Annotated in this window: 9 protein-coding genes; 8 read left to right on the top strand and 1 reads right to left on the bottom strand. The window is 62.2% G+C overall.

Annotated elements, in window-relative coordinates:
- Positions 1–257: 257 nt before the first annotated feature.
- The 6 genes from gcvH to BLU76_RS16215 all read left to right on the top strand — a co-directional run bounded on the left by gcvH (position 258) and on the right by BLU76_RS16215 (position 7,417).
- The gene (gene gcvH / locus BLU76_RS16245; protein ID WP_003205000.1) at positions 258–641 is read left to right on the top strand and encodes a glycine cleavage system protein GcvH; all 384 of its coding nucleotides are present in this window, start codon (positions 258–260) and stop codon (positions 639–641) included.
- 10 nt (positions 642–651) lie between these two features.
- Positions 652–3,513 carry an aminomethyl-transferring glycine dehydrogenase gene (gene gcvP / locus BLU76_RS16240; protein WP_092223487.1) on the top strand — a complete coding sequence of 954 codons (2,862 nt, stop codon included), beginning with the start codon at positions 652–654 and terminating at the stop codon, positions 3,511–3,513.
- Positions 3,514–3,687: 174 nt separating this feature from the next.
- Positions 3,688–5,064 (top strand): L-serine ammonia-lyase, encoded by a 1,377-nt coding sequence (locus BLU76_RS16230; RefSeq protein WP_063324627.1) that lies wholly within the window; start codon positions 3,688–3,690, stop codon positions 5,062–5,064.
- A 39-nt stretch (positions 5,065–5,103) separates the two neighbouring features.
- Positions 5,104–6,228 carry a glycine cleavage system aminomethyltransferase GcvT gene (gcvT, locus tag BLU76_RS16225; RefSeq protein ID WP_092223482.1) on the top strand — a complete coding sequence of 375 codons (1,125 nt, stop codon included), beginning with the start codon at positions 5,104–5,106 and terminating at the stop codon, positions 6,226–6,228.
- A 394-nt stretch (positions 6,229–6,622) separates the two neighbouring features.
- Positions 6,623–6,835: a cold-shock protein gene (locus BLU76_RS16220; RefSeq protein ID WP_003175786.1), complete on the top strand. Its 213-nt coding sequence runs from the start codon at positions 6,623–6,625 to the stop codon at positions 6,833–6,835.
- Positions 6,836–6,928: 93 nt separating this feature from the next.
- On the top strand, positions 6,929–7,417 hold the full coding sequence (locus tag BLU76_RS16215; protein ID WP_092223622.1) for an RDD family protein: 489 nt from the start codon (positions 6,929–6,931) through the stop codon (positions 7,415–7,417).
- Between the two features lie 203 nt (positions 7,418–7,620).
- Here the strand turns inward: BLU76_RS16215 and nadA are convergent, their stop codons facing one another.
- The gene (gene nadA / locus BLU76_RS16210) at positions 7,621–8,679 is read right to left on the bottom strand and encodes a quinolinate synthase NadA (protein ID WP_063324624.1); all 1,059 of its coding nucleotides are present in this window, start codon (positions 8,677–8,679) and stop codon (positions 7,621–7,623) included.
- A gap of 475 nt (positions 8,680–9,154) precedes the next feature.
- Between nadA and BLU76_RS16200 the strand changes: the two genes are divergently transcribed.
- On the top strand, positions 9,155–10,948 hold the full coding sequence (locus tag BLU76_RS16200) for a copper resistance system multicopper oxidase (RefSeq protein ID WP_092223479.1): 1,794 nt from the start codon (positions 9,155–9,157) through the stop codon (positions 10,946–10,948).
- 10 nt (positions 10,949–10,958) lie between these two features.
- Positions 10,959–11,879: a copper resistance protein B gene (locus BLU76_RS16195; protein ID WP_063324622.1), complete on the top strand. Its 921-nt coding sequence runs from the start codon at positions 10,959–10,961 to the stop codon at positions 11,877–11,879.
- Positions 11,880–11,902: the final 23 nt, after the last annotated feature.

The following is an 11,902-nucleotide window of genomic DNA, read 5'->3' as shown; positions in this document are numbered from 1 at the left end:
GGAACGATATCGCTACACTCATCGCCAAGCAGCGCTGCGCAAGGCTTTGATCCCACAACGATTTTATCCAGCCTCCCAGCTGTAGCGATTTCGCTACAGCGAAGTCGATCCAAGTTTCGACAAAACCAACCAAGCCATTGATATATAAGCACTTATTAACATTGGCCGCATTCTTGCTATGGTTATTAGCATTCGGCCGGGCCAAGCCCCGCGCCTTTCTTCGCGTCCACCAGACGAATCTGGCCCCAGGAGTTTCCATGAGCGAGTTGCGTTTCACTGAAGATCACGAATGGCTGCGCACCGAAGCCGACGGCAGCGTTACTGTCGGTATTACTGCGTTTGCCCAGAACGCCTTGGGCGATGTGGTCTATGTTCAGTTACCGGAACTGCAAAGCTACGACAAGGGTGCCGAAGCCTCCACCGTGGAATCGGTGAAAGCGGCCAGCGGTGTCTACATGCCACTGGACGGTGAAGTGCTCGAGGTGAACCCGGCCCTGGAAAGCAATCCGGAATTGGTCAACGAAGATCCCCTGGGCGATGGCTGGTTTTTCCGTTTCAAGCCAGTCAACGCCGCTGCCGTTGGCCAACTGCTGGATCAGGATGCCTACGACCGCCTGATCAAAGCCAACGCCGAAGCCTGAGGAGCGCCACATGACTGTTAATCTCGGCACTGCCAACGAATTCATTGCCCGCCACATCGGCCCGCGTGCCAGCGACGAGCAAGCCATGCTCGAGCGCCTGGGCTACGACTCCCTGGAAGCCCTGAGCGCCAGCGTCATCCCGGAAAGCATCAAGGGCACCAGCGTGCTGGACATGGGCGACGGCCAGAGCGAAGCCGATGCACTGGCCTCGATCAAGGCCATCGCCGCCAAGAACCAACTGTTCAAGACCTACATCGGCCAGGGCTACTACAACTGCCATACGCCGGCACCGATCCTGCGCAACCTGCTGGAAAACCCGGCCTGGTACACCGCCTACACCCCGTACCAGCCAGAGATTTCCCAGGGCCGTCTCGAAGCGCTACTGAACTTCCAGACCCTGATCAGCGACCTTACCGGCCTGCCGATCGCCAACGCGTCCTTGCTCGACGAAGCCACCGCCGCCGCCGAAGCCATGACCTTCTGCAAGCGCCTGAGCAAGAACAAGGGCAGCAACGCGTTCTTCGCCTCCGTGCACAGCCACCCGCAAACCCTCGACGTGCTGCGCACCCGTGCCGAGCCCCTGGGCATCGACGTGGTGGTCGGCGATGAGCGCGAACTGAGCGACGTCAGCGGCTTCTTCGGCGCGCTGCTGCAATACCCGGCCAGCAACGGTGACCTGTTCGACTACCGCGAACTGACCGAACGCTTCCACACGGCCAACGCCCTGGTAGCGGTGGCCGCGGATCTGCTGGCCCTGACCCTGTTGACCCCACCCGGTGAGTTCGGCGCCGACGTGGCCATCGGCAGCGCCCAGCGCTTCGGTGTGCCGCTGGGCTTCGGTGGCCCGCACGCGGCGTATTTCTCCACCAAGGACGCCTTCAAGCGCGACATGCCGGGCCGCCTGGTCGGCGTTTCCGTGGACCGTTTCGGCAAACCGGCCCTGCGCCTGGCGATGCAGACCCGCGAGCAACACATCCGCCGCGAGAAAGCCACGAGCAACATCTGCACCGCCCAGGTGCTGCTGGCCAACATCGCCAGCATGTACGCCGTGTACCACGGTCCCAAGGGCCTGGTGCAAATTGCCAATCGCATCCATCACCTGACCGCGATCCTCGCCAAGGGCCTGGGCGCGCTAGGGCTGAGCGTCGAGCAAGAGAGCTTCTTCGACACCCTGACCTTGCGCACCGGCGCGCAAACCGCTGCCCTGCACGACAAGGCCCGCGCGCAGCGCATCAACCTGCGTGTGGTGGACGCTGAACGCCTGGGCCTGTCCCTGGACGAGACCACCAGCCAGGCTGACGTCGAAGCACTGCTCCGTTTGATAGGTAACCTGATGGCCGACGGCAAGGCCGTGCCGGACTTCGCGGCACTGGCCGCCAGCGTGCAAAGCCATATCCCGGCCGAGCTGGTGCGCCAATCGGCGATCCTCAGCCACCCAGTGTTCAACCGCTACCACTCCGAAACCGAGCTGATGCGCTACCTGCGCAAGCTCGCCGACAAGGACCTGGCCCTGGATCGCACCATGATCCCGCTGGGTTCCTGCACCATGAAACTCAACGCCGCCAGCGAAATGATCCCGGTGACCTGGGCCGAGTTCGGCGCCCTGCACCCGTTCGCCCCGGCCGAGCAGAGCGCTGGCTACCAGCAACTGACCGACGAGCTGGAGGCCATGCTCTGCGCCGCCACCGGCTATGACGCGGTGTCGCTGCAACCCAACGCCGGTTCCCAGGGCGAATACGCCGGCTTGCTGGCGATCCGTGCCTATCACCAGAGCCGTGGCGAAGACCGTCGCAACATCTGCCTGATCCCGTCCTCGGCCCACGGCACCAACCCGGCCACCGCCCACATGGCCGGTATGCGCGTGGTCGTGACCGCCTGCGATACCCGCGGCAACGTCGACATCGAGGACCTGCGGGCCAAGGCCATCGAGCACCGCGAACACCTCGCGGCGCTGATGATCACCTACCCGTCCACCCACGGCGTGTTCGAAGAAGGTATCCGCGAAATCTGCGGCATCATTCATGACAACGGCGGCCAGGTGTACATCGACGGCGCCAACATGAACGCCATGGTTGGCCTCTGCGCCCCAGGCAAGTTCGGTGGCGACGTCTCGCACCTGAACCTGCACAAGACCTTCTGCATCCCCCACGGCGGTGGCGGCCCTGGCGTCGGCCCGATTGGCGTCAAGTCGCACCTGGCACCGTTCCTGCCGGGCCACGCCAACATGGAACGCAAGCAAGGCGCGGTGTGCGCGGCGCCGTTCGGTAGCGCGAGCATCCTGCCAATCACCTGGATGTACATCCGCATGATGGGCGGCGCCGGCCTCAAGCGCGCCTCGCAACTGGCGATCCTCAACGCCAACTACATCGCCCGTCGCCTGGAAGAGCATTATCCGGTGCTCTACTCCGGCAGCAACGGCCTGGTGGCCCACGAATGCATCCTCGACCTGCGTCCACTCAAGGACAGCAGCGGCATCAGCGTCGATGACGTGGCCAAGCGCCTGATCGATTTCGGTTTCCATGCGCCGACCATGTCGTTCCCGGTGGCCGGCACGTTGATGATCGAGCCGACCGAAAGCGAGTCCAAGGAAGAGCTGGACCGCTTCTGCGACGCCATGATCTGCATCCGCGAAGAAATTCGCGCGGTGGAAAACGGCAGCCTGGACAAAGACGACAACCCACTGAAGAACGCCCCGCACACTGCGGCGGAAATCGTCGGTGAGTGGACCCACCCTTACAGCCGCGAACAGGCGGTGTACCCGGTGGCGTCGTTGATCGAAGGCAAGTACTGGCCGCCGGTGGGCCGGGTCGACAACGTGTTCGGCGATCGCAACCTGGTCTGCGCCTGCCCGTCGATCGAAAGCTACGCTTGACCTGTAGGGGGGCGGGTTTGCTCGCCCCTCTCAACAACACCGCGAACCTTGTGGAAGGTCACCTTCTCAAGGACCACATCTCCTTTGTGGGAGTGAGCAAGCTCGCTCCCACAAAGGAGCCTGTGCCTCATTTCATAACCGTCGATCCTCATAAAAAGAAACCGGAGAAACACCATGTCGTTAAGCGTGTTCGACCTGTTCAAGATCGGTATCGGCCCTTCCAGCTCCCATACCGTCGGCCCGATGCGTGCCGCTGCCCGTTTCGCCGAGGGGCTGCGTCGCGATGACTTGCTCAATTGCACCACCAGCGTCAAGGTCGAGCTCTACGGCTCGCTCGGCGCCACCGGCAAGGGCCACGGCAGCGACAAGGCCGTGCTGCTGGGCCTGGAAGGCGAGCATCCCGACACCGTGGACACCGAAACCGTCGACGCCCGCCTGCAAGCGATCCGCAGCAGCGGTCGCCTGAACCTGCTCGGCGAACACTCCATCGAATTCAATGAAAAGCTGCACTTGGCGATGATCCGCAAGCCGTTGGCCTTTCACCCCAACGGCATGATCTTCCGCGCCTTCGATGCCGCAGGGCTGCAAGTGCGCAGCCGCGAGTACTACTCGGTCGGTGGCGGTTTTGTCGTCGACGAAGGCGCGGCCGGCGCCGACCGCATCGTCGAAGATGCCACGCCCCTGACCTTCCCGTTCAAGAGCGCCAAGGACCTGCTGGGCCATTGCAGCACCTATGGCCTGTCCATCAGCCAGGTGATGCTGACCAACGAAAGCGCCTGGCGCCCCGAAGCCGAGACCCGTGCCGGCCTGCTGAAAATCTGGCAGGTGATGCAGGATTGCGTGGCGGCGGGCTGTCGCAACGAAGGGATTCTGCCGGGCGGGCTGAAGGTCAAGCGCCGGGCCGCGGCGTTGCACCGCCAGCTGTGCAAGAACCCGGAGGCCGCACTGCGCGACCCGCTGTCGGTGCTCGACTGGGTCAACCTGTACGCCTTGGCGGTTAACGAAGAAAACGCCTATGGCGGGCGCGTCGTCACCGCGCCTACCAACGGGGCGGCGGGGATCATTCCGGCGGTGCTGCATTACTACATGCGCTTTATCCCCGGCGCCAGCGAAGATGGCGTGGTGCGGTTCCTGCTGACCGCCGCCGCCATCGGCATCCTGTACAAGGAAAACGCCTCCATCTCCGGCGCCGAGGTCGGCTGCCAGGGTGAAGTCGGCGTGGCCTGCTCCATGGCCGCCGGCGCCCTGTGCGAAGTGCTCGGCGGCAGCGTGCAGCAAGTGGAAAACGCCGCCGAGATCGGCATGGAACACAACCTTGGCCTGACCTGCGACCCGATCGGCGGCCTGGTGCAGGTACCGTGCATCGAACGCAACGCCATGGGCTCGGTGAAGGCCATCAACGCGGTGCGCATGGCCATGCGCGGCGACGGGCATCACTTCGTCTCCCTCGACAAAGTCATCCGCACCATGCGCCAGACCGGCGCCGACATGAAAAGCAAATACAAGGAGACCGCCCGCGGCGGTCTGGCGGTCAACATCATCGAATGCTGATGCGCTTGCCTCACTTCCACATCTTTTCCAGGAGCTGATATGTCCACCGAACAACTGCTGAAGACCCCGCTGCAGGCGCTGCACCTCGAACTCGGCGCCCGTATGGTGCCGTTCGCCGGCTACGACATGCCGGTGCAGTACCCTCTGGGGGTGATGAAGGAACACCAGCACACCCGCGACCAGGCCGGGCTGTTCGATGTGTCCCACATGGGCCAGATCCGCCTGACCGGCGCAGGCGCCGCCAAGGCCCTGGAAACCCTGGTGCCGGTGGACATCATCGACCTGCCGGTGGGCATGCAGCGCTACGCCATGTTCACCAACGAGAACGGCGGCATCCTCGACGACCTGATGGTCGCCAACCTGGGCAATGACGAACTGTTCCTGGTGGTCAACGCGGCCTGCAAGGACCAGGACCTGGCCCACCTGCGAGCCCATATTGGCGCGCAGTGCAGCATCGAGCCACTGTTCGAAGCCCGCGCCCTGCTCGCCCTGCAAGGCCCGGCCGCCGTCACCGTGCTCGCACGCCTGGCGCCGGACGTGGCGAAGATGACCTTCATGCAGTTCCAGCGAGTCACGCTGTTGGGCATGGACTGCTTTGTCAGCCGTTCGGGCTACACCGGTGAAGACGGTTTCGAAATCTCGGTACCTGCCGCCGAGGCGGAAAAACTGGCCCGTGCCCTGCTGGCCGAGCCGGAAGTCGCGGCCATCGGCCTCGGCGCCCGTGACTCGCTGCGCCTGGAAGCCGGCCTGTGCCTCTACGGCCACGACATGAACACCGAGACCACGCCGATCGAAGCCAGCCTGTTGTGGGCGATTTCCAAAGTACGTCGCGCCGACGGCGCCCGCGCCGGCGGTTTCCCCGGCGCTGAAACCGTGTACGCCCAACAACAGGGCGGCGTGAAGCGCAAACGCGTCGGCCTGCTGCCCCAGGAACGTACACCGGTGCGCGAAGGCGCAGAGATCGTCAACGAAGCGGGCGAGATTATCGGCACGGTGTGCAGCGGCGGTTTCGGCCCGACCCTGGGCGGTCCGTTGGCGATGGGTTACCTGGACAGCGCCTATGTCGCCCTGGATACGCCAGTTTGGGCCATCGTGCGTGGGAAAAAGGTGCCTTTACTTGTAAGCAAAATGCCATTCGTCCCACAGCGCTACTACCGCGGTTGATTGACTGTTTCTATAAGTAACGCGATTGCGTTATACGTGCACTAATGTGTAACGCAACCGCCATAAAAAGGTGCATATCCTTAGACATTCAATGGCGCTTATAACAGTCGTTAACAATTGAACTAGCCTATCGAATAAGCCCCGCCCGGCGATGTATGTAAATGCCTGCAAGCTGAGCAAATACGGGCTTCCCCGGGGGGTTGTTTTTTCATTCGTAGTTGGCGTAGAGTTTGGTCACTGTGTTTGCATGGGTCGCTTGGAATCGTGACCTGGGCAGTAGCTTATGAAGTTTGCTACATCCCGTTCGACGTCTCTTACTTTCCTGCAACCCAGCCCAGTACTCTTTCATGCGAAAGAGGCTGTCATCAATTTTAGCGTCAAAGGAAATAAGAAAATGTCTCAACGTCAGAGCGGTACCGTCAAGTGGTTCAACGACGAGAAGGGTTTTGGTTTTATCACGCCTGAAAGCGGTCCGGACCTGTTCGTGCATTTCCGCGCCATCCAGGGCAACGGCTTCAAGAGCCTGAAAGAAGGCCAGAAAGTCACTTTCGTTGCTGTGCAAGGCCAGAAAGGCATGCAGGCTGACGAGGTTCAAGCCGAAGCCTAAGGCTTTCGCGAACTAAAAAGCCCCTGATTGATATCAGGGGCTTTTTTATGGGCGTAAATCCGTAAAATGGCTTCTTTTTCGTCCGAGACCGTCATGCCCCAACACCTGCTCACGCCCCAGGGCGACTTCCCCCCCGCCGGCCTGGGCCGTCGCCTGGCGGCAATGTTCTATGACTTTTTGCTGTGCACGGCGCTGCTGATCGTTACCAGCGGCGCCTACAAGATGATCCAGATGGCGATCATCGGTGAAGAAAAAATGCGTGCCCTGACCGAAGCTGGCGCACTGGACGGCGACCCGTTGCTGTCCACCGTGCTGCTGTTCGTGCTGTTCGGCTTCTTCGCCAAGTTCTGGACCCACAATGGCCAGACCCTGGGTATGCAGGTGTGGTGCATCCGCGTACAGAACGCCGATGGCACGGCCATCAGCCTGTGGCAGGCGCTGTTGCGGTTCGTGGTATCGATTGCGTCATTGCTGCTGGTGGGGCTGGGCTTTATCTGGGCGCTGTTCGACAAGCGCAAGCGCAGTTGGCATGACATCTACTCGGATACGCAGCTGGTGCGGATTCCCAAGAAGACCAAGTAAAGCCACCTAATCAGAAAAGTTGAAATACATTTGTGGCGAGGGGATTTATCCCCGCTGGGTCGCGAAGCGGCCCTAAAACCTGACACCGTGCAATGTCAGGAAAATAGAGGGGGCTGCTTCGCAGCCCAACGGGGATAAATCCCCTCACCACAGATAAATCCCTTCACCACAAAACCTCGCTAGCCTCGAAATCTTCTTCAGCTTCAGGCATTCCCCGCCAGCTTCATTCGCGCCGCCTGGGTGAAGTCCAGCATGCGCTTGAGCGGACGAATCGCCTGGGGGATCAGCGCCGGGTCGACGAAGATCTCGTTGGCACCCTCCTGCAAGCTCTTGAGCGTGCGTTCCAGGGTGTTCATCGCCATCCACGGGCAGTGCGCGCAACTGCGGCACGCCGCGCCGTTGCCGGCGGTCGGGGCTTCGATGAAGACCTTGTCCGGGCACAGCTGCTGCATTTTGTAGAAAATACCCCGGTCGGTGGCGACGATCAGCGTCTTGTTCGGCAGGGTCTGGGCCGCAGCGATCAATTGGCTGGTGGAACCCACGGCATCCGCCAGTTCGATCACCGACGTCGGCGACTCCGGGTGCACCAGGATCGCGGCGTCCGGGTACAGCGCCTTCATGTCCTCCAACTGCTTGGACTTGAACTCTTCGTGGACGATACAGGCACCGTCCCAGAGCAGCATGTCGGCGCCGGTCTTGCGCTGGATGTAAGTGCCCAGGTGCTTGTCCGGGCCCCAGATGATCGTCTCGCCGTTGTCCATCAGGCTCTCGACGATTTCCAGCGCGCAACTGGACGTTACCACCCAGTCGGCCCGGGCCTTCACTGCCGCCGAGGTGTTGGCATACACCACCACGGTGCGCTCCGGATGCTGGTCGCAGAACGCCGAGAACTCGTCCACCGGACAGCCCAGGTCCAGGGAGCAGGTGGCTTCCAGGGTGGGCATCAGCACACGTTTTTCGGGGTTGAGGATCTTGGCGGTCTCGCCCATGAACTTGACCCCCGCCACCACCACGGTCTTGGCCGGGTGGGCATTGCCGAAGCGGGCCATTTCCAGGGAGTCGGACACGCACCCACCGGTCTCTTCGGCCAGGGCCTGGATGATCGGGTCGCAGTAGAAGTGCGCGACCAGCACCGCGTCCTGAGCCTTGAGCTCGGCGGCGATGGCGGCGCGGTACCAGGCCTCTTGCTCGGCGCTCAGCGGCTTGGGCTGCTTGGCGTCGAGGTGGGCCTGGACCAGAAGGCGTTCGGAAATTTGCGTCATGTTCGCAAGACCTGCAAGCGCGTTTAGCGCGAAAGTCGAGTATACACCCGGCTCCGGACCACTCGGGTACCGCCGGGAAAGTGGGTATCAATCAGGCACGGGACTGCATGAAGCCGGCAAGGCTACAGAATATCCCACCGATGCAAAAGATCATTCTGACCTGTGCCCAGGTCCCGGGGCCGGACGCGGCCCTCCGTGGCGAGGGAGCTTGCTCCCGCTGGGGCGCGCAGCGGCCCCAAAATCCATCATTTGACGCGCAAGGTGCGTTGTACCCAGCCTTTTTGGGGCTGCTTCGCAACCCAGCGGGAGCAAGCTCCCTCGCCACAAAAGTCCGTTCATGCCAGTGGATAAGCGCCTCCGGCAAGCTGACTGAAATGTAATCACCTGCCCAGCCGGCTTATGTCATCTTCTGTTCACACCGGCACTGGGCAATGCCCCAGTGCTCGCTGCGAATCGACTGACGGACTTCCATCGCATGCAAACAAAAACTTCCCGGCGAACCTTCGTAAAGGGCCTGACTGCCGGCGGCATCCTCGGTGGCCTGGGCTTGTGGCGCGCGCCTGTCTGGGCGGTCACCAGCCCTGGCCAACCCAACGTTCTGAGCGGCACCGAGTTCGATCTGTTCATCGGCGAAAGCCCGATCAACTTCACCGGCAACCCACGTACCGCCCAGACCATCAACGGCGGCATTCCCGGCCCGCTGCTGCGCTGGCGTGAAGGCGACACCGTCACCCTGCGGGTGCGCAATCGCTTGAAGGAGACAACCTCCATCCACTGGCACGGCATCCTGCTGCCAGCCAACATGGACGGTGTTCCGGGGTTGAGTTTCAAGGGCATCGAACCCGACGGCATGTACGTGTATCAGTTCAAGGTCCGGCAAAACGGCACCTACTGGTACCACAGCCATTCTGGCTTCCAGGAACAATCCGGGGTCTACGGCCCGCTGGTGATCGACGCCAGGGAACCGGAGCCCTTCCAGTACGAACGGGACTATGTGGTGATGCTCACCGACTGGACCGATGAAGACCCCGGCAACATCCTTCGCAAGCTCAAGAAACAGTCGGACTACTACAACTACAACAAACGCACCGTCGGCGACTTCATTGACGATGTGGGCAAGAACGGCTGGGCCAGCACTGTGGCCGATCGCAAGATGTGGGCCGAGATGAAGATGAACCCCACTGACCTGGCCGATGTCAGTGGCGCCACCTACACCTACCTCATGAACGGCCAGGCGCCGGACATGAACTGGACCGGCCTGTTCAAGCCTGGCGAGCGTCTTCGCCTGCGCTTTATCAACGGCTCGGCCATGAGCTATTTCGACGTGCGCATTCCCGGCTTGAAGATGACGGTGGTGGCGTCCGACGGCCAATACGTCAAACCGGTGAGTGTCGATGAGTTTCGGATCGCCGTGGCCGAAACCTATGACGTCATCGTCGAACCGACCCAGGAGGCCTACACCCTGTTCGCCCAGTCCATGGACCGCACCGGCTATGCCCGCGGCACTCTCGCGGCCAGGGCCGGGTTGTCGGCACCGGTGCCGCCCCTGGACCCGCGGCCACTGGTGACCATGGACGACATGGGCATGGGTGGCATGGACCACGGCAGCATGGGCGACATGGGGCAAATGAGCGGCATGGACCACGGCTCGATGCAGGACATGGCCGGGATGGACGACAGCCAGATGCAGGGGATGGGCGACATGGCCGGTATGGATCACGGTGCCATGCAAGGCATGGACGGCATGCTGTCGCACCCCGACACCGAGAAAGACAACCCCCTGGTCGACATGCAGGCCATGAGCGTCAAGCCCAAGCTCGACGACCCAGGCATGGGGCTGCGCGACAACGGCCGCAAAGTGCTGACCTACTCAGACCTGCGCAGCACCTTCCCCGACCCCGACGGTCGCGAGCCGGGCCGTACGATCGAGCTGCACCTGACCGGGCACATGGAGAAATTCGTCTGGTCGTTCAACGGCGTGAAATTTTCCGACGCCGCGCCGCTGCTGCTCAAGTACGGCGAGCGACTGCGCATCGTGCTGATCAACGACACCATGATGACCCACCCCATCCACCTGCACGGCATGTGGAGCGATCTGGAGGACGAGAACGGCCAGTTCATGGTGCGCAAGCACACCATCGACGTGCCACCGGGCGCCAAGCGCAGCTACCGCGTCACCGCCGATGCCCTCGGGCGCTGGGCGTACCACTGTCATCTACTGTTTCACATGGAGATGGGGATGTTCCGTGAAGTTCGGGTGCAGGAATGAGGAGCCGACCATGACCACTTTTTTTCAATACCCCATGGCACTCATTGCCAGCCTCACCCTCGGCGCCACCACCTCGGCCTGGGCGGCGGGCAACGACATGCAAGGCATGGATCACAGCCAGATGCCCGGGATGGACCATAGCCAGATGCAAGGTATGGATTCAATGCAAGGCATGGACTCGATGCAGGGCATGGAGCCCATGCAATCAGCGCCGACCACCAGCCGCACGCCGATCCCGGAACTGACAGCCGCTGATCGCGCCGCCGTCTACGAGGATCATGGCGGACACGCGGTGCATGACAGCGCAATCAATTCGTTTTTCCTCATCGACCAGCTGGAGTGGCAAGACGCCGATGACGGCAGCGCCCTGAGCTGGGATGCCTCCGGCTGGATCGGTGGCGACATCGACCGTTTATGGCTGCGCTCCGAAGGTGAACGCCTCAACGGCAAGACCGACGAGGCGGAACTTCAGGCCCTGTGGGGCCACGCCATCAGTCCTTGGTGGGACCTGGTGGCCGGCGTACGCCAGGACTTCAAGCCGGGCGATGCGCAAACCTGGGCCGCCTTCGGCGTGCAAGGCATGGCGCTGTACAACTTCGAAGCCGAAGCCACCGCGTTCATCGGCGAAGGTGGCCAGAGCGCGGCGCGGCTGGAAGGCGACTACGACATCCTGCTGACCAATCGGTTGATCCTGCAGCCCACCGCCGAGGTCAACTTCTATGGCAAGAACGACCCCGCCCGCGGTGTCGGCTCAGGGCTGTCGGACACCGAACTCGGCGTACGGCTACGTTATGAAATACGCCGCGAATTCGCGCCATACGTTGGCGTCACCTGGAACCGGACCTACGGCAACACCGCCGACTACGCCCGCGCAGAAGGTGAAGATCGCAGCGAAGCCCGCCTGGTATTGGGGCTGCGCATGTGGTTCTGACCCGCTGAGCTGTTTCACCCAAA

This window comes from Pseudomonas sp. NFACC08-1 (assembly GCF_900106735.1).
Classification (GTDB): Bacteria; Pseudomonadota; Gammaproteobacteria; order Pseudomonadales; family Pseudomonadaceae; genus Aquipseudomonas; species Aquipseudomonas fluorescens_Q.
This window is presented reverse-complemented; position numbering and strand designations above follow the sequence as displayed.

What these genes read in the sequence shown, in the direction of transcription:
- gcvH (WP_003205000.1), top strand. Translation starts at nt 258, where the DNA reads ATGAGCGAGTTGCGTTTCACTGAAGATCACGAATGGCTGCGCACCGAA.
- gcvP (WP_092223487.1), top strand. Translation starts at nt 652, where the DNA reads ATGACTGTTAATCTCGGCACTGCCAACGAATTCATTGCCCGCCACATC.
- BLU76_RS16230 (WP_063324627.1), top strand. Translation starts at nt 3,688, where the DNA reads ATGTCGTTAAGCGTGTTCGACCTGTTCAAGATCGGTATCGGCCCTTCC.
- gcvT (WP_092223482.1), top strand. Translation starts at nt 5,104, where the DNA reads ATGTCCACCGAACAACTGCTGAAGACCCCGCTGCAGGCGCTGCACCTC.
- BLU76_RS16220 (WP_003175786.1), top strand. Translation starts at nt 6,623, where the DNA reads ATGTCTCAACGTCAGAGCGGTACCGTCAAGTGGTTCAACGACGAGAAG.
- BLU76_RS16215 (WP_092223622.1), top strand. Translation starts at nt 6,929, where the DNA reads ATGCCCCAACACCTGCTCACGCCCCAGGGCGACTTCCCCCCCGCCGGC.
- nadA (WP_063324624.1), bottom strand. Translation starts at nt 8,679, where the DNA reads ATGACGCAAATTTCCGAACGCCTTCTGGTCCAGGCCCACCTCGACGCC.
- BLU76_RS16200 (WP_092223479.1), top strand. Translation starts at nt 9,155, where the DNA reads ATGCAAACAAAAACTTCCCGGCGAACCTTCGTAAAGGGCCTGACTGCC.
- BLU76_RS16195 (WP_063324622.1), top strand. Translation starts at nt 10,959, where the DNA reads ATGACCACTTTTTTTCAATACCCCATGGCACTCATTGCCAGCCTCACC.